Raw genomic sequence first — 24,472 nt, 5'->3', positions numbered from 1 at the left:
TAGGGGTTTTGGGGTTAAATAATACGGGTGCAAATATAAGACTAAAACACCTAGTGAGCCAAATTAAATTATTGATTTTTAGCTATTAAGGGTGTTTTTCCTGTTTGTTTTTATACCCTATGTCCGACATAATATTGTAACAAATAAGGCATTATGTCGTCTTATATATACATTAACCAAATTATTATTAAGGATGAGAAAGAATAAAGAATTATTAGTATTAACCCATTTAAGTCAGTTATTAGATTTTATAACAGGGATAGGCGGACTTATAGTGCCGTTAATATTATGGGCAGTAAAAAAAGATGAAGTTTTGGGGATGGATGAACATGGTAAATCTATTATAAATTTTAGAATATCAATGTTTTTATACTTGCTGTTATGCATTCCTATGATTCTGTTTTTCGGTTTAGGTTTATTAGGATTTCTTGTTATAGGAGCTTTCTATTTTATATTTCCAATTGTAAATGCAGTAAAAGCAAGTAATGGAGAAGAACCTAATTATCCTTTTACCATCCAATTTTTTAGTTAGAAAAAAGAAATTTTATATAAATCAAAAGAAAAACACTCTTGTTAAAAGGGTGTTTTTCCATTTATAATTATTGGTAAATTTATAGAACTAAACTAACCAAAACATAATTATATAATGAAAAAAGTACTTTTTTTAATAGTGTTTCTTCTACCTATTATGGGTATAAAAGCACAAAAACTAAATACAGTAAGTAATTTATTACCTGTAGTACATTGGAAAAGTCAATCTCCTGTTAAGCACCAAGGTGTAAAATATACATGTACAGCTTTTGCCATTGCTGCTACCTTAGAAACATTTCCTGGAGTTCCGAAAGATTTAAGTGAAAAATACTTGTATGCTTTACAGAAAGGGTATCAGTTTGCAAAAGACGCTAAAATTAAAAGGGGACATTTTTTAATGCACTATCCAAACTCCTTAATAAGAGATGGGGCTATAGAAGAAAAGTATTTGCCATATAAATTAAATTACGATAAGGTAAGGTCTATGAATGAAACACAGTTTGATGCTTATATGATTGAAAGTGAAATAGGATTTGTTACCCTATTAACTAAGTATAAAGATAAGGCTGTTGTATTTGTTGATGAATATGAATACTTAGAAGGTAAGAAAGCAAAAAATGTGGAGTATCTAAAATATCTTTTAAGAAGTGGAGTCAAAGCTATTCCTGTTTCTTATCCTATATTATATAAGCCCGCATGGAAGTCATACGCTTCAAGAAATTTTCAAACGATAACACCTGATAAGGGATTTAAAGTAAGAGGACCTAATGGTAACTTTTTAAAGTACTCAGCAGCTAAAGGATGGTATCCAAACATAAATCAACAAATAGTTGATGGAACAGTTTCTATGGAATTTAGTGATACCGGTGATCAATACATAGGGCACGCAGTAACTATTATAGGCTATGACAATAAAGGCTTTATCATTAAAAACTCATACGGACCTCAATGGAGAGTAGGAGGTTATGAGCGTGTTAGCTATGATTTTCACGAAATATTTGCTATTGAAGCATTGATTATTAAAAAAGTGAAGGTGAAAAAACGAGGCTGGTTTTAAATGGCCTGCTTAATAAAATCTTCATATTCGTAGAAGAATAACTCAAATTTGGACATGGTTGCTACGAAAAACTCGTAGCAATCTCTCCAAGTATTTTTATTATGAATGCTAAATTTCTTTTCATAAGGAACATAAATACGTCTAATTATTTTCCCGCTTTCTAATTCAAAAGTAGCGTCATAAATCACCTCAGGAATTTCGGCTTCTAATAGTTTTCTCAAAGAAAGCATTTGATCGTATAATAGCTCATTAGCATCTTCATCTAAATGTTCAAAATCTAAACAAACAGACGCCTTTTTTCGATCTGCTTGAAACTTAAAAGCAAACCCTTTTATTTTGGTATTGTACAACAACCATTTTCTTGGAAAAGATTTTCCAAAACTAGTCCAAAACTCTTTACGTAAACGAGCTGATTCTTCTCTACTAAACACTATCCGTGAACTTTAGCAATGGTTCCTCTATTTTTCATCATATCAGCTTCAAAGGCCAATAAGTCATTCCATTTTTTATCAACAACTTCTCTGCCCATGTAAGTACGAGCGTATCCTAAGAACAAAGTATAATGATTTGCCTCAGAAACCATTAAATCACGATAAAAAGTAGCTAGTTGTTCATCTTTCATATTGTCAGAAAATACTTTAAAACGTTCACAACTACGAGCTTCAATTAAGGCAGCAACCAATAAACGATGTACTAAAGCTTCTGTTCTATTAGAAGATTTAGGGAAGAACTGTTGTAATTTTAAAGCATAGTCATTCTTAGTAGCTTGCCCTAAAACCATTCCTCGATCTACCATTAAATTATGCACCATTCTAAAATGTTCCATTTCTTCAATAGCAATATCGCTCATATCTTTCACTAATGCAGTTTCTTCAGAATAATTAATAATAATAGATACTGCATTAGAAGCTGCTTTTTGCTCTGCAAATGCATGATCTGTTAATAATTGTTCTAGTCCGTTCGCTGCAACATCTACCCAAGAAGTTTCTGTTTCAAATTTTAATCCTAACATGTTCTTTATTTCTGGGTGTAAAAGTAAAAAATATATAGCATAAATTGTATTTCAAAAGTTTAAAATGGCTAGTTTTGTTTAGGCCTTAATTACTAAGTAATATTCAAAAGCTTTAAGGAGTTATCCATACTTAGTTAACCTAATTAAAATTGCAATTAACACGAATACTCATTGAAGTGATACGAATTCTAAATTTAGAATTTAGATAGCTACATTTTCAGTAACTTTAGTATTCAATTAAAAAGCTATCAAAAACAGTACTAGAATGAAAGTAAATCTTCCACAGCAACTATCAAGAAATATTAAATTTCTCAGTGTATTAATCATTTTATTAACCGTTTCTTGTAAAAAAGATTCTAAAGTAGAAAGTAATATCAATGCCTTTAGTGAGTATATAAGTGTATATCCTGAAAAGCTAATTTCTACAACGGCAAACTTACAGTTTCTTTTAAAAAAGAGTCCGAAAGTAACAGAGATTAAAGATGATGTTATTTCCGTTTCTCCAAAAGTAGCAGGAGAAGTTGTTTTGAAAGACAATATGCTAAGTTTTGTACCTCAAAATAAACTTGAGAACAATAAGGAATATACGGTAACATTGCATTTGTCAAAGTTGTATGACGATGTGGAAAGTGATTTAAAAAACTTAACGGTAAAGCTAAAAACAAAAGAATTATTATTTAATGTATCCTTAGAATCACCAAAAGTGTATTCTAAAGACTTATATTATGTAGAAGGAAGTTTAACGACAAGCGATGTTGTAGAAAGTAGTTTACTTTCAGACATTTTAAGTGCAAAATATCAAGGAAAAGTGAAGGCAATAAACTTTGATACCAACGAAAAGTATGTATCAAAAGTATATTTTAAAATAGATAGCTTAGAAAGAAAAATAGAGGATACTTCTTTACATGTTTTATGGAATGGTAACGTAATTGGATCAAATTCAAAGGGAGATCGAGAAATAACTATAACAGGGAAAAATAATTTTAAAGTATTAAATGTAGAAGTTCTTGATACGGATAAACAACATATTGAAATAAGTTTTTCAGATCCTATCCAAAAATCGCAAGATTTGAAAGGGTTAATTCAGTTTTCTAATACACAAAGAAGAAGGTTTACGTATAAAGTAAACAATAATATAGTTACCATTTATCCTACAGCTTCTTTTAAGAATAAAGTAGATATCGAAGTTTTTAAAGGAATTAAAAATGTTAGTGGATATAGTTTAAAAAATGGCTTCACAAAAACCTTGCACTTTGAACAAATAAAGCCAGAAGTTAGTTTTATTAAAAGTGGTACAATTTTACCAAATTCAGAAAACTTAAAAATCAATTTTAAAGCAGTAAATCTTAGAGCTGTAGATGCTACTATTTATAAGGTTTATAAAGATAACGTATTGCAATTTTTACAGTATAATAACTTGGGTAATCAAGGTAATTTACGTTACGTAGGAAGGCCCATAGCAAAGTATACTGTTGATTTATCGAATCAAGGACTGAATCTGGACAAGGAAAATGCATTTGCTTTTGATTTAGCTGATATTATTTCTGTAGAAGATGGAGCTATGTATCGAGTAGAATTAGGGTTTCATAAAGAGTATTCTAATTATTCATGTGATGGAGCAAGTAATACTGCGACTATCGTATACGGAAAGAAAGAAATCAAAGAAGAAGCATATAATAATCCGAATTATTATAATGATGATTACTATAGTTACAATTGGCGTGATAGAGAAAATCCATGCACTACTTCTTACTATTACAATAAAGATAAAAGCACCAATATTTTAGCGACCAATTTGGGAGCTATTATAAAAAAAGGAAATAACAATAAAACCTTTATTGCGGTTACGAACTTGTTGACAGCTACACCTGTAGATGGAGCCAATGTAACCTTATATAATTTACAAAAACAACCTATTGTAAATACAAAATCAGATAAAGAAGGGATTGCGACTTTTGATGATGTTACGAATGCCTTTTTTGCTGTGGTAAGTAAGAACAATAACACTACGTATATCAAACTCAATGATGGAAATGCATTGTCAATGAGTAAATTTGATGTATCTGGAACCAAACTTCAAAAAGGAATTAAAGGATATATTTATGGGGAAAGAGGTGTATGGAGACCAGGAGATCAATTGTACCTCACATTTGTTTTGAATGATAATGCAAATCCGTTACCAGAAAATCATCCAATAAAATTTGAGTTAAGCAATCCACAAGGGAAAATTGTAGAGCGAAAGGTATTGTTTAAAAATACTACAAATGTATATGGGTATAGTCCAAAAACCAATTCAGAAGCAATTACTGGAAATTGGAAGTTAAAGGTAAGTGTTGGTGGAGCTGTTTTTAATAAGACATTAAAGATAGAAACGATAAAACCAAATCGTTTAAAAATAAAATTTGATGCTAAACCAGATTATTTCAAAGCGAAAGAACCTATTGCAGGAGATGTTGAAGTAAAATGGTTGCATGGAGCTATTGCTCGAAATTTAAAATTAGATATCAAAGGGAAGTTTACACAAACAAAAACAACTTTTCCTAAGTTTAATAATTACAATTTTGATGATGTAACTAGACGTTTTGGAACAGAGGAATTTTCAGTTCTAGATGGAAAATTGAATAATGAAGGAACAACTAATTTTTCAGTAAGACCAACATTATCAACTAAGGCTCCTGGGATGTTAAAAGCTAGTTTTATTACGAAAGTATATGAAAATGGAGGAGATTTTAGCACAGATGTTTTTTCAAAAAAGGTATCACCTTATACAAGTTATGTAGGATTATTGAATGCAGAAGAAACGCAATCAAAGAATTATTTGTTTACAGATGAAAAATATACTTTCAATGTAGCTACTGTTAATGAAAACGGAAAAGCCATAACTAATAGCTTAGACGTAAAAGTATATAAACTATCTTGGAGATGGTGGTGGAGTGCATCAGATAACGGGTTATCAAGTTATGACGGAACGCGTTACCATCAATCTTACAAAACACTTAAAGTTAGCACAAATGCAAATGGAAAAGGAAGCTTCGATTTAAAAATTGATGAGAATGATTGGGGACGTTACTTAATTAAAGTAACAGATAAGAAAAGTAAGCATGTAACTTCTTCAGTAGTTTATTTTGATTGGCCATCTTGGTATGGAAGAAAGAAAGGAAGTCAAGATAAAACAAATGCAACCATGTTAGTTTTTACAACAGATAAGGAGAGTTATCAAGTAAATGAAACAGCAACAGTTAAATTTCCTAGTTCTGAAGGTGGGCGTGCATTAGTTACGATAGAAAATGGTACAGAAGTATTGAGCCATTTTTGGGTAGAAACACAGGCAAAGCAAACAGAATTCTCTTTTCCTGTATTACCAAGCTACACACCAAATGTATTTGTAAACATTTCATTATTACAAAAGCATGCACAAACAGTAAATGATTTACCTATAAGAATGTATGGTTCAATTCCTATGCTTGTAAATGATCCCGCAACGAAATTAGCACCAGAAATAAGTCTAGCGGAAGAGATAAGACCAGAATCAACAGCAACGATTAGTGTAAAAGAGAAGGATGGAAAGCCAATGACATATACCATTGCTGTAGTAGATGAAGGTTTGTTAGATTTAACTAGATTTAAAACTCCAAACCCTTGGAGCACCTTTTATGCGCGTCAGTCCTTAGGAGTAAAAACATGGGATGTTTTTGATGATGTTATTGGTGCGTATGGAGGTAAAGTAAATCAGATTTTAAGTATTGGAGGAGATGAAGCTGAGGCAGGAAGTAAAAACAGAAAAGCAAATCGTTTTAAGCCAATGGTAACCTACTTAGGACCTTTTGAATTAAAGAAAGGAGCTACTGAGAAGCATGAAATTAAAATTCCAAAATATGTGGGGTCTGTAAGAGCTATGGTGGTAGCAACGGATATCAAGAAAGAAGCATATGGAAGCGATGAAAAAACAGCTTTTGTTCGTAAACCAGTGATGGTCTTAGCATCTTTACCAAGAAAGATAACACCACAAGAAACCGTTACCTTACCGGTTACTGTATTTGCAATGAAACCATCTATTAAAAATGTAAAAGTAACGGTAGCATCAAATGAGTCGTATACGATTGTAGGAGATAAAACTAAAACAATCAATTTTACCCAACCTGATGAGAAAATGGCTTATTTTACATTAAAGGTAAATGACTTTAAAGGAATAGGAAAGGTTAAAGTAGAAGCGAGTTCAGGAAGAGAGAAAGCTACTTATGAAGTAGAGATTGATGTGTTAAATCCAAATCCTGTTACTACAGAAGTAAAAGACATGGTATTGAAAGCAAATGAGCAAAGTGAAATAAGTTTTGCAACATTTGGTACCGAAGGAACAAATGGTGCTAGTATTGAGCTGTCAACATTACCTCCTATGAATTTTACAAAACGATTGGGATACTTAATTCAATACCCACATGGATGTGTTGAACAAACTACTTCAAGTGCATTTCCACAGGTATATTTAACAGAGATTTTTGAGTTATCAGATGAGAAAAAACAATCGATAGAAAGAAATATCAAAGCAACCATTCAGCGATTATCAGATTTTCAATTATCTAATGGAGGGTTGTCTTATTGGCAAGGATCGAGGTCTGCAAATAGTTGGGGAACCTCATATGCTGGACATTTTATGATAGAAGCAGCTAAAAAGGGATATGCATTACCAATTGGATTTAGATCTAAATGGATTGGTTATCAAAAGCAACAAGCTCGAAATTGGAGAAATGGAAATTCTTATTATAACAATGCTTTATCACAGGCTTATAGATTGTATACACTGAGTTTAGCAAACAGTCCTGATTTAGCATCGATGAACCGTTTAAGAGAAACTAATGGGATTTCTAACGAAGCCAAAATGCGATTGGCAGCAGCTTATGCTTTAATAGGAAAAGAATCAGTAGCAAAGTCAATTTTAAGATCACTTACTTCAGAATCTTACAGACGTACTAATTATTATAACTATGGTTCTGAAACAAGAAATAAAGCCATGGCTTTAGAAACTTATACCTTGTTAAATGATGATACAAAAGCTATTAAGCTAGCTAAAGAAATATCAGAAAGTCTTTCTGGAAATCAATGGATGAGTACGCAAACAACGGCCTATAGTTTGTTAGCCATAAGTCAATATGCTTTAAGAAACGGAGAAAATAGTGGAATTGAAGCAACCTATGCTTTTAATGGAGAAAACAATAATGTGAATACTTCAAAATCTTTGTATGTTAAAGACATGGTTCAACTTAAAAAAGAAAATGTAGTTAAGCTGAACAATAAAGGAAGAGGAGTATTGTATGTTAGAGTTTTAAACAAAGGAATTTTACCAGTAGGAGAAGAGAAAGCTTTTCAGAAAAATTTAGAATCAAAAGTACTTTATAAAACCAAAGAAGGAACTCAAATTGAACCAGACAAGTTAACTCAGGGAAGTAATTTTATTGCAGAAGTTACGGTTAGAAATACAACCAATAGAAAAGTAGAAAACGTAGCATTGACGCAATACATTCCATCTGGTTGGGAAATAGTGAATACTCGCTTTACCGATTTCGGAAATAGCACAACTTCTTCTAATGTCGATTATACAGATATAAGAGATGCTAGTATTAGTAACTATTTTACATTGAAGGCTTATGAAACAAAAACATTTAGAGTATTGTTAAATGCATCTTATTTAGGAACATACTATTTACCAGGAATTCAGGTTGAAGCTATGTATGATAACGACTATATTTCTAGAAACAAAGGAAGATGGGTGAACGTGGTGAAATAAAAATTTAATTTATAAGGACATATAAAAACTACTTTGCATTAAATTGTAAAGTAGTTTTTGTTTTTATAAGTCATTGTAAGAGATCTTATTCTTGAAGTAATCTCTTAATTAATGTGATGCGCAGATTTGAAAGAACAAAAATTAAATTTGCTCTGAAATTTTAAGGTGTACATTATATGTCATTTATGCCCAATTATTTAACGCCTGTTACTTTTCTGAGCTAAAACATAAGTTTTAAATCTTAAACTAGTGGTAGTAATAGATTAACCAACCAAAACTTATGTATTATGAATTTAATTTCAATTATTTCTCCGGTAATAGATCAAATGGAGAATTCACACTTAAAAACACAGTTGCAAACGTATTTTCCGCAACAAGAAGAACAATTTTCAGTGATAGAAGAGTCTTTTAGAGAATTTACCTCTCAAAAGCAATCAAAGGAAATTTTGAATACTTTCTTTAAAAGCTGGAGTCAGACGAATAATAGCGCCATGACTGTAGCAGGATTAAGTAATCGTATGACTATGATTATTCATAAAAAAAAGGAAGTAAATAGTGAATACGATTTGTTTAGAGCAGTATCAAGTTTAAACAGGATTGTAGATGAAGATTTAGCTGTTGTTGGAAGAATACTACACTCTAAGTTATTTTATAATATGGCTACAAGCATTGCAGAAGATGATTCTTGGTTATCCCACGAATATTTAACACAAGAGGCAGTCGACTTTAAAGCTTGGAAGGATAAGAACTCTTTACGAAATAGAGATATCATGATTGGTCTATTAACCACTTTAGTTCATGAGATTTATACCCATGGTGAAGTAGAGTTTATAATTCCATTATTCGAGAATTGGCTAAAAGAAGAAGGACGTTTAACGGAATCTGAAATCGATAAATCATTAGCTTGGATTAGAGTGCATTGTGGTCCTACAGAAAAAGATCATTTTTTCCATGCTGTTGATGCTGTGAACTCATATGCTAAAGCATTTAATATAGATATTAAAGAATATGATTTGAAAGAGATTGTAGATGATTATTTACGCTTAAAATCAGAGGTAATGGGGGTATTAAAAAGAGAGCTTTCAAAAGAGTATACCTATTAAAAATTAGAGTATGATTGCTACTGATTTTTTAGATACAACAGAAAAGAAACTCTTAGATACTAACTATAAGTTACTGTTAGAGAAATACTATAAGGGTCTTTCTCATGATTTTAGTTTATTTAAAAGAGTTCCTTTTCTTGTTAACGATGATTTATTAATAGAGTTTCAAAGATTAATCAAGATTCTTAATACAGTTTTAAAAAAAATAGTGTTGAATTATTTCGAAAATGAAAGAATACAACAACTATTTGATTTAGATGAAGAATTAGAAAATATTTTGAAATTAGGAGTATCTATACCTTATGAAGTAGGAATGTATAGGCCAGATATTCTATTTGATAAACAAGGACGACCAAAAATATGTGAAATAGGTTGTAGATACCCTATAAACGGATGGATGATAAGCTATTATATGAATGAAATACTTCAAGAAGTATATGCATTATATTCTAAATGTAAACCTATATCGCATCAAACTAATTTAATCAAAGAAATAGCGAATAGTTTTCATAAAAATGAACTAATCTATTATGTACATAATAAAGAAAAGGGAACAGAAGCCTATTTGTTTTTTGATGAGCTAAATAAACTCGGATATAAAATTAAGGATGTTTCTCCTAATGATTTTTATGTAATAACCGAAAAATTGATGGTTGGTGAGAATCGAGCAACACAATTTATTCTTGAAATGGACAGAGAAGAGCTCAAGGATATAGATGCTGAAGTATTAAAACATTTAATTAGGTCTGAAAAATGTATTAATGATATACGAACAATTATTTTGGTTCATGATAAGCGAATTTTATCTGTGTTATATGATGCAGAAGTAATGAAAAGCTTTATTAGTACTGAAGACTATACCTTTTTAAAAAAGTTTTTAATTCCATCGTATCCTTTAATAGATGAAAACTTAATCAATACCTTAAAAACGACTAATGACAATTGGATCTTAAAAAAGAGTAGTGGAGGAAGAGGAATAGATATGTACGTTAAAGATGAAACTACAAAAGAAGAATGGCACCGTATATTAGATAATGAAAGAAGCAATTATATGGTACAACAATACGTAGATCAGCAAGTATATACTTTTGAAAATCAAGAACTACATATGGTAGGAATGTTGTTAGCGTATAATGAAAAATCGTATGGTTTAGGTATTTATAGAGGTTCTGGAGAAAGTGTGATCAATGTACATAGTGGAGCATATATTTTTCCAAGTGCAGTAAAAAGATAATAAATGAAGTTTTCAGTTGTAATACCACTATATAATAAAGCTCCATATATACAAGAAACTTTACACTCTTTGGCTATTCAAACTCAATTACCTTATGAAATCATTATTGTAGATGATAAGAGTACAGATGGTAGTTTAGAGAAAGTAAGAGCATATATACAAACAGCTCCAACAAGATTTCAAAATGTTAGAATTGAAATTGTAGAGTTAGATAAAAATTATGGAATAGGATATACTAGAAATATTGGATATTCAAAGACCACTGGAGATATTGTTAGTTTTTTAGATTCAGATGACATCTATGAAGATGGTATCATAGAAAAAGCTTCGGGTATGATGCTCCGTCATAATATTGATTTTTTAATAGTTGGAATACAACTCTTTCCGAGTAAAGAAATATATCCTAACATTCAAAAAATTCAAGAGGAACTAACATTGGTTGACTCAGAAACATTTCTATTAAATAATCCTTTAAGAACGATTACATCTCATAATTTTTATATGGGGGTTGGAAGTAACGTACTTATAAAAAGAGAATGTGGAAGCACTATTAAGTTTATAGAAAAGAAGATTTTTTACGAAGGGATAGACTATTGGTATAGAGTACTGAGAAACCATATAAATAAAGGGAATAAAAATATTGGCTTATTAATAGGAGAGTATTTAAGGATAAGAGAAGTACCTGGAAGTGAATCTAGAAAGAAATATTCTAAATGGAATCAAATTGATGTACCACCCGTGTTAACGAGGTTTAAAAAGAGTAAAGATTATTATGATAAACGTCTAAAAGGGGTAGTAGCATATAGATGGATTAAACACGCTTTAGCAAGTCTTAATTCGTCTCAACAAAAACTAAAGTTTATTTGGGTTTATAGAAGCGTATTCTTTAGACAATGTCACTATTATTTTCTTCATAAATTTTAAAAGACAAAGAATGGAATTAGAAAAACTAAAACAGCATTTTACACTAGTTAAAAACTCTTCTCTGTTTAAAGAATTCTATAAAAATGAAGAAGAATCAAGTGTGTTACCATTAGAAAAGCACGTATTGCGAAAAGTATTAAAAGATAATTTTAGCCTTCAAAAAGAAAGCAAAGGAGTGTACTTGGTAAGATCAGGAGGTTCTTCTTCCAAGCCACTTATTTTTCCTGTAGATATAAAAGAAAATTTATATCAACGAAGTTTATTAGCAAAAGAACTTGTAAAATATGGCATGTTTTCATCTAAAACCATTGCCTTAAACTTATTTAGTTATAAAGGAATGTATCGAACTGCAGCAATTTTAGATGATATTTTAGAAAGATGCGATGCAACAACTATTTCTTTAGGAGCTTCATCGTCTTTTGAGTTGGTTTATAATACAGCAAAACAATTTAAAGCAACCATACTAATGGGTACTCCTTCGAAGCTTGTGTTGTTTGCAAATTACCTTATGGAAAACAACTTAGAATTAGAGGTAAATAATCTAATGTATGCCGGAGAGTTTTTATTAAAGTCCCATGCCGAGCTTTTAAAGAAAGTTTTTAGAGCACAAAAGATCTATTCATTATATGGCTCTGCTGAAACAGGTATTTGGGGCTGGTCAACATATTCAGAAATAACAACATCGTATGAAATTTTAGATGATATAGTTGTTGAAATAGAAAAACCTGATAAAGAAGGAAATGGAACCTTAGTAGTAACTAACCTATTAAGAAAGAGATTTCCGGTATTTAGATATTTAATGGGGGATATAGGAAAATTGATTTATGAAGAAGGAAAAAGAGTATTAGTTTTAAAATCAAGAGAATCAAAATCTTTTTCTATTGATTCTGAAGCTTATTTTTTAAATGATTTTGACTGGTTGTATGAAGAAATAAATCGATATCAAATACAACTTAGAAATACGTCTGATGTCGCTATAGAAATAGAGTTTTTGTTAGTTGAAGCTCCGAGTAAAATGATAGATAAAAACCAAATTCGTAAAAAACTTCAGGCAATTTTTCAAATAAAAACACCCAATATTACTTTAACAATTAACGCAGTTAAGGAGTCTGATTTATATGTAAATAATACTACCTCAAAGACACCTTTAATAGTGGATTTTAGAAATTAATTTCTCATTTTTTAATTGATAATATTTACTTTAGAATACTAACTAATCAAACACTAAACAAATGAATAAAAGTATTGTACTTATTTTATTAGCCATTTTAATAGTAGGCTGTAAATCAGAAGAGAAAAAGAATGTAACAACTGGAGTTGAAAAAGAAGGAATTGCAGAGAAGAAGCAAGATTCCGTGGTTTTTAGTTTTACTTTTTTAGGATGTAATAGAGTAGATAGACATCAAGTAGGAGATACCACCGCAACAAATGCATCCACCGCGAACTTATCAGCAATGAAACGAATTTGGACAGAGATTGCTGATTTAAAAAGAAAACCAGATTTGTTCTTTTTCTTGGGGGATATGGTTTTGGCAGAATCAACAACTAAAAACTTAGAAGATCAATTAGTAGCTTGGAAAGAATTGTATTACAATACCAATTTTAGCTCTATTAGTAAAGCGGATATAGAAATGGTGGCTATTCCAGGAAATCATGAAATGTTATATTGGCATGATTACAATGTACCACATCACGATGAGTGGCCTTTAAAAGGAGCTACACAAATTTGGATGAAGCATATGGCAGAGTATATGCCAAAAGATAGAGATCATGTTATGGGAAAGGACAGTATTAATAATCAAATGACTTTTGCTTTCAAAAGAAAGAATATAGGTTTTGTACTGATGAATACAGATACCTATAATGCACCCACTACTGAAAATCCATATGGATTGGAAGGACAAATACCTACGGATTGGATAATTAATAAAGTAGAAGAGTATAGAAAAGATCCATTAATTGATCATGTTTTTGTTTTAGGGCACAAACCTTATTATGTAAGTGGTAAACCAGAAACAGGACATGCAGGTTTTCCAGAAGGACCAGTATTGTGGCCTAAGTTAGTTGAAAATAAGGTCGTAGCTATGTTATCTGCACATTTACATGATTACCAGAGAATGCAACCAGGAGGAGAAGGAACCTATCAGGTAATTGCAGGAAATAGTGGAAGTCCAGGTTCTGCAAAGTTTTTCGGATATTCTAAAATAGATATTTTAAGTTCAGGAGAAGTAAAACTAACTTCTATGGGCTATGATGTTGGAAATCCATATTACAAAGCGGTTCCAGAAAATCCTTCAACTGTTAGAGATCAAACGACGTTAACATGGAGCAAAAACGGAAACCCTTATCTGAATAACTAGAAGAAGTAATATTTTTTTTATATAAGCTTATTAAGAATTTTCTTGATAAGCTTTTTTATTAAAAATTAAACCCTAATTACTGTTATAAGACTAACTATCTTTGTTGCAAATATAAATTCATAGATATAATATGGCAAATACAATAAAGACACAAGAAGATATTTTAGCAAAGCTTAATATCTATGAATTAAATGAAATGCAAAAGGAAGCGGTTTCAGTAGTAGATACAAATGCTAATACTGTGATATTATCACCAACAGGTACAGGTAAAACCTTAAGTTTTTTATTACCAACTTTAAAATTGATAGATCCTAAAAACACTAATGTGCAAGCGTTAATTTTAGTTCCTTCAAGAGAATTGGCAATTCAAATAGAGCAAGTATTGCGAGAAATGGGGACTGGGTTAAAAGTAAATGCAGTGTATGGTGGTAGAGCAATGTCAAAGGATAAAATAGAATTGCAACATACACCTAGTATTTTAATTGGAACCCCAGGAAGAATTTCAGATCATATTGCAAGTGATCGTTTTTCTAAAGAGGATATTAAAACTTTGATATTAGATGAGTTTGATAAGTCGTTAGAAGTAGGTTTTGAATATGAAATGAGAGGGATTATTAATCAGTTACCTAACATTCGTAAGAGAATTTTAACATCTGCTACACAAGAAACAGAGATACCTAGTTTTGTTGGTTTAGATTCTCCAAAAGTATTAAACTATTTAACAGGAAAGAAATCTAAAAAATTAACACTAAAAACGGTTGTTTCACCTTCAAAAAATAAAGAACAAACATTAGTAGATTTATTACAGCACATAGGAGATAAATCTGGAATTATATTTTGTAATTTTAAAGATAGTATACAAAAGGTAAGTGAATTTTTATCAAAAAATAGAATAGCGCACAGCTGTTTTTCTGGTGGAATGGAGCAAAGAGACCGTGAACGTTCATTAATAAAGTTTAGAAATGGAACAAGTCAGGTGCTATTAGCAACAGACTTAGCAGCTAGAGGAATAGATATTCCAGAGTTAAATTATATAGTTCATTATGAATTGCCGCAACGTATAGAAGAATTTACTCATAGAAATGGTAGAACAGCAAGAGTGAATGCAAAAGGAACGGCCTATATATTAAAATGGCAAAAAGAGGAATTACCTGAATTTATAGAGAACTTGTCAAATGCTGATATATCGCATAAAGAGAAGATAAAACCTCGTTATTGGGAAACGCTATTTATCTCAGGTGGAAGAAAAGACAAGATTTCCAAAGGAGATATAGCAGGGTTGTTCTTTAAAAAAGGAAACTTAAGTAAAGACCAATTAGGTATTATTGAGTTGAAACAAGATTGTGCTTTTATAGCGGTACCAAAAACAGAAGCAAAAAGGTTAGTGGAAAGCTTTAATAACACACGTTTAAAGAATAGAAAGGTGCGCGTTTATATAGTATAAATTTAGTATTCACATGTAATTTTTACTATTGTAGTATAAAAATTGTAAATGAAAAAAAAGGATAACATCTTTAAGAGGCATAGGATAAAAATTATCATTATTGGTTTTTTAATGATTTTATACTATTTCTGTTTACCTAAACAACTTTTCAATACACCTACATCAACAGTAGTTACAGCAAAGAACGATGTATTATTAGGAGCGGTAATAGCTAAAGATGGACAATGGAGATTTCCCGAGTTAGATTCAGTTCCTTTTAAATTCGAACAATGTATTTTACAATTTGAAGATGCTTATTTCTATGAGCATTTCGGATTTAATCCAATATCTATAGCTAAAGCTTTACAGGAGAATATCAAAGCAAAAAAAGTTGTTAGGGGTGGTAGTACAATTACCCAACAAGTTATTCGTTTATCAAGAAAAAACACTGCTCGTTCATATACGGAGAAATTAAAAGAACTTGTCTTAGCAACACGATTAGAATTTCGTTCTTCAAAAGAAGAAATTTTAAGACTCTATGCATCACATGCTCCTTATGGAGGAAATGTAGTAGGACTGGAAATGGCAGCTTGGAGGTATTTTGGTTTAGCACCACATCAGCTTTCATGGGCAGAAAGTGCTACGCTAGCAGTTTTGCCGAATGCACCTTCTCTTATTTATCCAGGTAAGAATCAATTAAAACTCAAAAAGAAAAGAGATACTTTGTTAAGAAAGCTGTTTCAAGAAGAGATCATTGATAAAGAAACCTATGAATTGGCTATTGAAGAAGAACTTCCGCAAAAACCTTATAGATTACCTACGGTAGCAACACATTTTGTGCAGGAAGTAGCCAAGAAATATCCTAATAAACGTATTAGAAGTTCTATTGATATTTATTTACAACGCCAAGTAAATACAATTGCTAAAAAGCACTATGAATTACAAAGGCAAAATGAAGTACATAATCTGGCCATTTTAGTATTAGATGTTGAAAAGAGAAAGGTACTTAGTTATGTGGGAAATGCTCAGACCACCAAACAACATCAAAAGGATGTGAATAATGTGATAGCGCCAAGAAGTACAGGAAGTACTTTAAAACCTTTTTTATACGCACATATGCTAAATGAAGGTGAATTATTACCAACGCAATTGGTTGTAGACGTACCAACAGAAATAGCTGGGTATTCGCCTAAAAATTTCGATTTAACTTTCGATGGAGCAGTTCCTGCAAATGAAGCATTGACAAGATCTTTAAATATTCCAGCAGTAAGAATGTTACAAAGCTATGGTTTAGAGAAATTCAGAGAAGATTTAAAAAAGTATAAGATAAAAGATATAAATAAGTCTGCCGATTATTACGGACTTTCCTTAATACTTGGTGGAGCAGAAGCTAGTTTATGGGATCTATGCAAAACATTCGCAGGATATGCTGGAACTATTAATCATTATGAAGATTTAAAGCATCAATATTATTCACAAGAATTTATAGAACCAAGTTTCTTACAATTGAAAGAAATAGGTTACGGAAAGAAACAAAAAGAATACACAAATATAGATGCTGGATCAGCCTTTACAACACTGAATACACTGACAGAAGTAAACAGACCATATACAGATCAGGCATGGAAATATTTTGATTCCTCGCAAAAGATAGGATGGAAAACAGGAACTAGTTTTGGGAATAAAGATGCTTGGGCTATTGGAGCAACTCCTAAATATGTAGTGGGGGTTTGGGTAGGAAATTCAGATGGGGAAGGAAGAGCAGATTTAACCGGTGTAGGAAGTGCTGCACCTATTATGTTTGATGTGTTTGATGTATTACCAAAATCAACATGGTTTTTAGAACCTTTTGAAGATTTAGTAGAAGAGAATATTTGTAAAAAAAGCGGGTATTTAGCTTTACCTATCTGTGAATCTACAAGAAAGAGAATTCCTAAAAAAGGAATACGTGTAAAACCATGCCCTTATCATAAAGAAGTTACTGTAGATAAAACAGAGAAGTTTCGAGTAAATACCAATTGTGAATCTGTTAGTAATATTAAAAGAAAACCATGGTTTGTATTACCTCCTTTAATGGCCTATTATTACAAACAGAAGAATGCAGATTATAATGTATTACCGAACTATAAACAAGGATGTATTGAAGAAGATCTAAACACAATGGATTTTGTGATTCCTACTAAATATGAATCAACAATTTCATTAACCAAAGGAGCCGATGGAAATATAAATTCGTTAATTTTGAAATTAACGCATTCCAACCCTGAGGCAAATGTGTTTTGGTATGTAAATGAAAAATATATTGGTAAAACGCAACAATATCATGAAAAAGAAATACTCCCAAAAAAGGGAGTATATAAAATTACGGTCTTAGATGATTTTGGTAATGAAAAAACGCGTATGCTTAAATTGCAATAGCTTCTTTCTTCTTGCATATAATATTTTGTAAACGCATACCGTAATCAGCCAACGCTTTAATCTCTTTAATACCAGCTAAACGTTCTCTACCAATAATTAATAACCCTCTATTACTGGCTTCAATGTGGTAGTATGTATTACTTTCGAAAAATAGCACTAATTCATCGGTAAAGAAATGCTTTATTTCTGAAGTGCTTTTACCAGATAAATAAAAACGTTTAGAAAAATCTGGATGCTTATCTATATCAATATCTTTAAATCCAGCAAAGTGATATATATATTCAAAAATACCTTCACGATCTAAAGTAAACTCAGGTACATTATGTTCTAATTGAATATGTAACATTGTTGCTTTGATGATTTGCTTGGCAAATAATTCACCTTCATGAAATTCAACGTCAAACAACGTACAATTTTCATTAGAAAGTACATTTGATACTTTCTTAATAGTACGTGTTTTAAAATATCCAAATTCTGGAATTTTGGTTACTTGAGAAGGTAATAATTGATATTCCCAACCTAACTCAGTGCTAATATGTTGTAATGATTTTTGTCTTTTAGTTAAATTGTGAACTGCTCCTAACTCTTCTTGTTGCGTTGGTATATTTTTACGTAAGGCAAAAGGATGTTCACTAGTAGAGTTGTGACTATCCAAACCAATTACTTCAAAATGACCTCCTTTACGTTTAAAAGATTCTGCATAATTGTTGAGGTTTTCCATTACCGAATGATCTACAAAATCACATAGGGTAAAGTCAATAATAGCATCTTCATTTTCTGGGATTTGATCTAATTTTGCTTTTAGTTTTGTATAATTTAAAAAACTAGAGAAGTTTTTTACCGAAACGTAGTATTTATCATCCTCTTTAAACATTAAAACATTAGGTTTTAATAAGTTTCTAAAAAATAAACTAAAACTCTTGTTGATAAATGTATGAATTACAAAAGTTGCTAGAATACCCACTAAAATACCAGTAATTAAACTAGTGGTAATGGTAGTTAATAAGGTAATTAAGAAAATTACTAATTGTTCTTTCCCGATTTTAAATACTTTACTAATGTTTTCTGGGGAAGCGAGTTTGTAACCTGTATAAACTAGGATAGCAGCTAATGCTGAAAGTGGAATCTTACGTAATTCACTAGCAAAAAGCAAAATAAATATCACTAAGAACGAAGCATGGAAGAAGTTTGCAGAACGATTACTTCCTTTATTATTTACGTTTACAGAACTACGAGCGATAACGGTTACTACATTTAAACCACCCAAGAAACCGCTAATTACAGTAGCTAACCCTAAAGCTCGAATGTCTTTGTTTACATTAGAACGACGTTTTAAGGGATCTAATTTGTCTACGGCTTTAATACTCAATAAACTTTCTATACTTGCAATCAAAGTAATTGAAATAACAGCGCTGATGAAGTCTGTTTCATACACCTTTCCAAAATCAGGGAAATTAAAATTAGAAACGACATCATCAGGAATATTAATTAATAAATTAGCATCGATAGGATAGTTACTTGCAGAGAAATATTCGAAATAGTAATACATCCCAACACTTAGCATAACAATCCACATAGGAGCTGGAACTAACTGAAAATACTTATTTCTAATTTTACCATAAAATACCATAATAAGTAAACTCAGAATACCTACACCACCTGCATATAACACACTTGTACTATTAGACGTAACGTAATTATATAATCCTTCTGGAGTTTGTAATACTAATTGTACAATACTTCCTTTGGCATCTAAATTCCCTAGCATTACATGAATTTGCTTGGCAAAAATACCAATACCTATGGCAGCCAGCATTCCTTGTATGGCAGAGGCTGGGAAAAAGTCTCCTAATGATCCAAGTCTTAAAAAACCTAGAATAATCATAATAAGCCCAGAGATAACGATGGCAGCTAAGGTGTATAAGAAACCTTGATGCATATCTCCAGCACCAAGTGTAGTAATTGCAGCTAAAATAACTACTACTAAACCATTTCCTGGCCCTGTGATAGTTACATTTGAGCCACCTAATAAGGCTACTACAGAACCTCCAACAATTGCTGCTATAATTCCAGAAATAGGAGGTGCTCCTGAAGCCAATGCTAAACCTAACCCTAAAGGTAATGCTATTAAAGAAACAACAAACCCAGAAAAAAGATTTTGAGGAATGTCGTTTATAAATGTTTTAAAATTATTCTTCATATTCATTTACTTCACTATTAAAACATCGGTTGGTAATTCTGATAAAATGTATTCTAAGTCTTGAGGAAAAATTCTGTCTAAAATTCCCGTTTTTGAAGGTGGGTTCATTATGAGTAAATCGGCACGTTTTACTTTTGCATAATGACCAATAGAATAACCTCTTTTACCAAAGATGTTTTGTGTTTTTACGGTAATATCTTTGGTGTCGATTTCTTCTAAAATTGAACGAACACGTAAATCTTCACGTTTTTTTATCTGCTCTTTTACTTTTGTGCTTTTTTCTAGAGTTTTGTCATCGTTAACTCTAACATTCAATTCAGACTGACTAGTTTCTTCAACAATTGTAACTCTTTTACATCCTAAACTGTGAGAAACATTAAAAGCTGTTTTGATAGTCTCTTGTGTTTTGTCATCTTTTAGACCATTCACAACAATATGCTTACAAGGAATTCTTTTTACAGAAGGTTTTATCATTAATAAAACAGAACATGGAGCTTTTCTAGTTAGCTTCCTAGCGATAGAACCCACATAATACTTATATAAATTTTCTCTTTGTAAAGCTCCTAGTATCAATAAATCAATTTGATGCTTATGAATAGTGTTTAATATAACATTTACAGGATTTCCTTCTTGCCAAATAGTAGTATAAGAATCTGTTTGGGGTGCAATACTTAACAATTGCTTTAATTTAGATTCTTTCTCTGGAGTTTGCTTACCAACATGAACTCCAACAAGTTGAGCGTTGAGCATATCAGCTAATCGAATTGCTTCAAATAAGTTGGATTTTAAATTTGGAGAAAAAGCAATACCAATAAGAATTTTTTTCGTCAAAATTTGTATTTTAAGCCGCCGAAGATAGAGTTTTATTATCGCATACGAAAAAATAACTATTAAGAACACTGAACTTTACATTTATGATTGAATTAGCGGGAATTATCATTTTAGGAATTTTAGCACAATGGGTGGCATGGAAATTCAAAATACCAGCAATTTTACCTTTAATTTTAATAGGTCTTTTTGTAGGGCCAATTGCTGCTGAGTTTTTTAATGAAGATGGAAGTAAATGGATAGAACCTGTTTGGAATGGTACAAAAGGGCTTTTTCCAGGTAATGGACTGTTTTATTTTGTTTCATTGGCAATAAGTATTATACTTTTTGAAGGAGGATTAACACTTCGAAAAAGTGAAATATCAAATGTTGGACCTGTAATTACAAAGTTGATAACCTTAGGTTCTGCGGTAACATTTGTAATTTCTGCAATTTTTGCACACTATATTTTCGATTTAGGTTGGGAGATTTCTATGCTATTCTCCGCGTTAATAATTGTAACTGGACCAACGGTAATATCTCCAATTTTAAGAAACATTCCGCTGAAAAAAGATGTTGCTGCAGTATTAAAATGGGAAGGAATTTTAATTGATCCTATTGGAGCATTGGTAGCAGTATTAATGTTTGAGTTTATTAGTGTAGGAGGAGGAAGTGGTTTCACAAAAACCGCATTGTTAGAGTTTGGAAAGATTTTGTTATTCGGATTTACCTTCGGGTTTACTTTTGCGCATGCACTTATTTTTGTAGTCAATAGAAAGCTTGTACCGCATTATTTGTTAAATGTTGTAGCACTATCTTCAGTATTATTGGTTTTTGTATTGTCTGATTTGTTTGCCCATGAATCTGGACTACTTTCTGTAGTAGTTATGGGAATGGTTATAGCAAATAGTAAAATTCATAGTTTTGATGAATTACTCTACTTTAAAGAATCTTTATCCGTTTTGTTGATTTCAATATTATTCATTTTATTAGCTGCAAACATGAATATTAGTGAGTTAATGCTAGTATTTAATTGGAATGCGTTGTTGCTATTTGCTTCTGTAGTATTAGTTATAAGACCATTAGGAGTATTTCTAAGTACCTATAATTCTAAATTAAAATTAAATGAAAAACTATTTATAAGTTGGGTTGGTCCTAGAGGTATTGTAGCTGCGGGTATTGCATCTTTATTCGGAACAAAGTTGATGCAACAAGGAGTAGAAGGAGCAGAATATATTACTCCATTGGTATTTATGATTGTATTAGGAACGGTTTTATTAAATGCTACCACTGCAAGATTGTTTGCAAAGTTGGTAGGAGTTTTCTTAAAAGAATCAAAAGCAATTGTAATTATAGGAGCTTCAGAGGCATCTCGTTTGATTGCTAAATACTTAATAGACAATGACCGTAGAGTGGTGTTGTTAGATAGAAACAAAAGTTATATCAGTGAAGCAAGAGATAATGGAATAGAGGCATTTGATGTAGATATTTTCCATGATAGTTTAGATGAGAATGTAGAGTTGAATGATGTTGGATATTTAATAGCAATGACAGGAAGTGATGCCGTAAATGAGTTTGCAATAAACCAGTTTTCAGAATTATATGGAGAACAAGGTACCTTTAGAATTGCAACTTCAAATGAGGCTAAATTAGAAGATAGCCAGATGAATGGAATGCTGTTAAGTTGTAAAGATGATTATATTAATTTAAATGACAGTGCTAGAGATTATCCTAATATGAATGAATTGGTAGTAAGTTCTTCTGAAGATTATCTTAATAAATTAAAAGTAATTAATGACGAGTTAAAGGCGATTCCATTATTTGTGAAAATGGGAGAGAACTTTGAAGTGGTTACTAATGTAAAAGCAGAAGATATTAAGGAAAATAACACGATTGTTTATCTAGGAAAAGAACTAGACATCTAATCCAAAGGTATTTTTAAGCGTTTCTAAAAGAGGATTTTTCTCTTTAAGCTTTTGATATTTTTCATGGGGTGTGTACGCAAATTTCTTTTCAACTTTTTCGTTTACCACCACCTTAATACTAATACCATAGTTATTTAAAGCTTCTCGCAAATGCCTTAATAACTTTGGTTTTGCACGCTCTAATTGATTAGACATTAAACTATTTGGTAGTGAAAAAAGAATTTCGAAGTTTTGAGCCAATTTAGGCTCACCAGCAGTGATAACTGAAGCTACGCTTCGTTCACCTCCATTATAAAGTTTAAAATAATATTTTTTCCAAGCATCCTTTAATTGTTCTTCAGTAAAAGGTGTTTTAGGATGATTGTCGAAGTTTTCTTCTAAGTCCGTTCCTTTCTCTTCTCGTTTTTCATGAACACTTTTTAAAGTTAGTGAAGAAGAGCGTCTACGAACTCCTTCCAAACGAGGTTTTCTAACTTTTACTTCCTCTTGAGGAATAACTTTCTTTTCAACAGGTTGCTGTTGAACAGGAGTAGGAGTAGGTTTTACTTCTTTTTTTACTTTTTGAATCTTTGGAGATAAAGAAGTAAAAAATGTAGCTGGAATTATGTAGTTGCTAGATTTTTTTTTTGCTCCATCAAAAGTGATAGAGGCAATTTGCATTAAAGTAAGTTCTACCAGTAAACGCTGATTTTTACTGCTTCGGTATTTTAAATCACAATCGTTGGCTTTATCAATAGCGGGTAATAAAAATTGCATAGTAGCTTTATTAGCCTGCTCTAAGTACTTTTTCTTAGTATTATCACCAACTTCTAATAATTGGATGGTGGCGCTATCTTTAGCAACCAATAAATCTCTAAAGTGAGAAGCCAACCCACTAATAAAATGATGTCCTTCAAATCCTTTAGATAAAACATCATTAAAAGCCATTAATACTTCTGGAATTTTGTTAGTTAATAACAAGTCAGTCATATTAAAATATACATCATAATCTAAAACGTTCAGATTCTGTGTAACTGCTTCACGTGTTAAATTACTACCAGAAAAACTCACCACTCTATCAAAAATAGATAAAGCATCACGCATTGCTCCATCTGCTTTTTGAGCTATAATATGCAACGCATCATCATCAGCGGTAATGTTTTCTTTAGCGCAGATTGTTTTTAAATACTCTTTAGCATCTAAAACACCAATTCGCTTGAAATCAAAAATTTGACAACGAGATAAAATCGTCGGTATTATCTTGTGTTTTTCAGTAGTAGCTAAGATAAAAATAGCATGAGCAGGTGGCTCTTCAAGTGTCTTTAAAAAAGCATTAAAGGCTGCTTGAGAAAGCATATGTACCTCATCAATAATATATACTTTATACTTTCCTGTTTGAGGCGGTATTCTTACCTGATCAGTTAAGTTACGAATGTCATCTACAGAGTTGTTAGAAGCGGCATCCAATTCAAAAATATTAAATGCGAAATCTTCGTCGTCAGTTGTAGAACTCTCTTGGTTGATTCGTTTAGCCAAGATTCTGGCACATGAGGTTTTACCAACACCTCTTGGTCCGGTAAACAACAAAGCTTGTGCTAAATGGTTATTTTTAATAGCATTTTCCAACGTATTTGTAATAGCTTGTTGACCTACAACATCCCCAAAATTTTGAGGTCTATATTTACGTGCCGATACTATAAAATGCTCCATTAATTAC

The 24,472-nt window shown here is 31.4% G+C and carries 16 protein-coding genes; 11 read left to right on the top strand and 5 right to left on the bottom strand.

Translation table 11 applies throughout. From position 1 onward, the window contains the following. Nucleotides 1–193 precede the first annotated feature (193 nt). Both Q0873_RS05660 and Q0873_RS05655 read left to right on the top strand, forming a co-directional pair. Complete coding sequence (locus Q0873_RS05660; RefSeq protein WP_299104966.1) at nucleotides 194–532, top strand: DUF4870 domain-containing protein; 339 nt, start codon at nucleotides 194–196, stop codon at nucleotides 530–532. A gap of 114 nt (nucleotides 533–646) precedes the next feature. After that, entirely contained in the window at nucleotides 647–1,588 is a 942-nt protein-coding gene (locus Q0873_RS05655; protein WP_299104964.1) for a C1 family peptidase, read from the top strand. Here Q0873_RS05655 and Q0873_RS05650 read toward each other — a convergent pair. Together Q0873_RS05650 and Q0873_RS05645 are read right to left on the bottom strand one after the other, a co-directional pair. After that, entirely contained in the window at nucleotides 1,585–2,019 is a 435-nt protein-coding gene (locus Q0873_RS05650; RefSeq protein WP_299104962.1) for a DUF4268 domain-containing protein, read from the bottom strand. The two genes, Q0873_RS05655 and Q0873_RS05650, sit on opposite strands and share 4 nt — an antisense overlap. After that, on the bottom strand, nucleotides 2,019–2,600 hold the full coding sequence (locus Q0873_RS05645) for a tRNA-(ms[2]io[6]A)-hydroxylase (protein WP_299104960.1): 582 nt from the start codon (nucleotides 2,598–2,600) through the stop codon (nucleotides 2,019–2,021). Before Q0873_RS05645 ends, Q0873_RS05650 begins: the two co-directional genes overlap by 1 nt. A gap of 265 nt (nucleotides 2,601–2,865) precedes the next feature. On the opposite strand from Q0873_RS05645, the gene Q0873_RS05640 reads away from it, so the two are divergent. The 8 genes from Q0873_RS05640 to pbpC all read left to right on the top strand — a co-directional run bounded on the left by Q0873_RS05640 (nucleotide 2,866) and on the right by pbpC (nucleotide 17,844). Beyond that, nucleotides 2,866–8,382, top strand: a complete 5,517-nt coding sequence (locus Q0873_RS05640) for an MG2 domain-containing protein (RefSeq protein WP_299104959.1) — start codon at nucleotides 2,866–2,868, stop codon at nucleotides 8,380–8,382. A 287-nt stretch (nucleotides 8,383–8,669) separates the two neighbouring features. After that, a complete protein-coding gene (locus Q0873_RS05635; RefSeq protein WP_299104958.1) occupies nucleotides 8,670–9,485 on the top strand; it encodes a hypothetical protein in 816 nt (271 codons plus the stop codon). A 10-nt stretch (nucleotides 9,486–9,495) separates the two neighbouring features. Beyond that, the gene (locus tag Q0873_RS05630; protein WP_299104957.1) at nucleotides 9,496–10,719 is read left to right on the top strand and encodes a hypothetical protein; all 1,224 of its coding nucleotides are present in this window, start codon (nucleotides 9,496–9,498) and stop codon (nucleotides 10,717–10,719) included. A 3-nt stretch (nucleotides 10,720–10,722) separates the two neighbouring features. Continuing rightward, entirely contained in the window at nucleotides 10,723–11,643 is a 921-nt protein-coding gene (locus Q0873_RS05625; RefSeq protein WP_299104956.1) for a glycosyltransferase family 2 protein, read from the top strand. A 10-nt stretch (nucleotides 11,644–11,653) separates the two neighbouring features. After that, on the top strand, nucleotides 11,654–12,814 hold the full coding sequence (locus tag Q0873_RS05620) for a hypothetical protein (RefSeq protein WP_299104955.1): 1,161 nt from the start codon (nucleotides 11,654–11,656) through the stop codon (nucleotides 12,812–12,814). Between the two features lie 61 nt (nucleotides 12,815–12,875). Beyond that, complete coding sequence (locus Q0873_RS05615) at nucleotides 12,876–14,003, top strand: metallophosphoesterase (protein WP_299104953.1); 1,128 nt, start codon at nucleotides 12,876–12,878, stop codon at nucleotides 14,001–14,003. A gap of 130 nt (nucleotides 14,004–14,133) precedes the next feature. Further along, on the top strand, nucleotides 14,134–15,447 hold the full coding sequence (locus tag Q0873_RS05610; protein ID WP_299104951.1) for a DEAD/DEAH box helicase: 1,314 nt from the start codon (nucleotides 14,134–14,136) through the stop codon (nucleotides 15,445–15,447). Nucleotides 15,448–15,495: 48 nt separating this feature from the next. After that, nucleotides 15,496–17,844 carry a penicillin-binding protein 1C gene (gene pbpC, locus Q0873_RS05605; RefSeq protein ID WP_299104949.1) on the top strand — a complete coding sequence of 783 codons (2,349 nt, stop codon included), beginning with the start codon at nucleotides 15,496–15,498 and terminating at the stop codon, nucleotides 17,842–17,844. Here the strand turns inward: pbpC and Q0873_RS05600 are convergent. Beyond that, on the bottom strand, nucleotides 17,831–20,050 hold the full coding sequence (locus Q0873_RS05600) for a SulP family inorganic anion transporter (protein WP_299104947.1): 2,220 nt from the start codon (nucleotides 20,048–20,050) through the stop codon (nucleotides 17,831–17,833). The genes pbpC and Q0873_RS05600 overlap by 14 nt on opposite strands. Further along, complete coding sequence (locus tag Q0873_RS05595) at nucleotides 20,051–20,875, bottom strand: universal stress protein (protein ID WP_299104946.1); 825 nt, start codon at nucleotides 20,873–20,875, stop codon at nucleotides 20,051–20,053. Between the two features lie 83 nt (nucleotides 20,876–20,958). On the opposite strand from Q0873_RS05595, the gene Q0873_RS05590 reads away from it, so the two are divergent. Beyond that, a complete protein-coding gene (locus Q0873_RS05590; protein WP_299104944.1) occupies nucleotides 20,959–22,776 on the top strand; it encodes a sodium:proton antiporter in 1,818 nt (605 codons plus the stop codon). On the opposite strand, the gene dnaX is transcribed toward Q0873_RS05590, so the two are convergent. Continuing rightward, complete coding sequence (gene dnaX / locus Q0873_RS05585) at nucleotides 22,765–24,465, bottom strand: DNA polymerase III subunit gamma/tau (RefSeq protein WP_299104942.1); 1,701 nt, start codon at nucleotides 24,463–24,465, stop codon at nucleotides 22,765–22,767. The two genes, Q0873_RS05590 and dnaX, sit on opposite strands and share 12 nt — an antisense overlap. Nucleotides 24,466–24,472 lie beyond the last annotated feature (7 nt).

The organism is uncultured Tenacibaculum sp., from assembly GCF_947498805.1.
Taxonomy (GTDB): domain Bacteria; phylum Bacteroidota; class Bacteroidia; order Flavobacteriales; family Flavobacteriaceae; genus Polaribacter.
The sequence above is the reverse complement of the archived record's forward strand: the minus strand, read 5'-3'. Positions and strand labels throughout refer to the sequence as shown.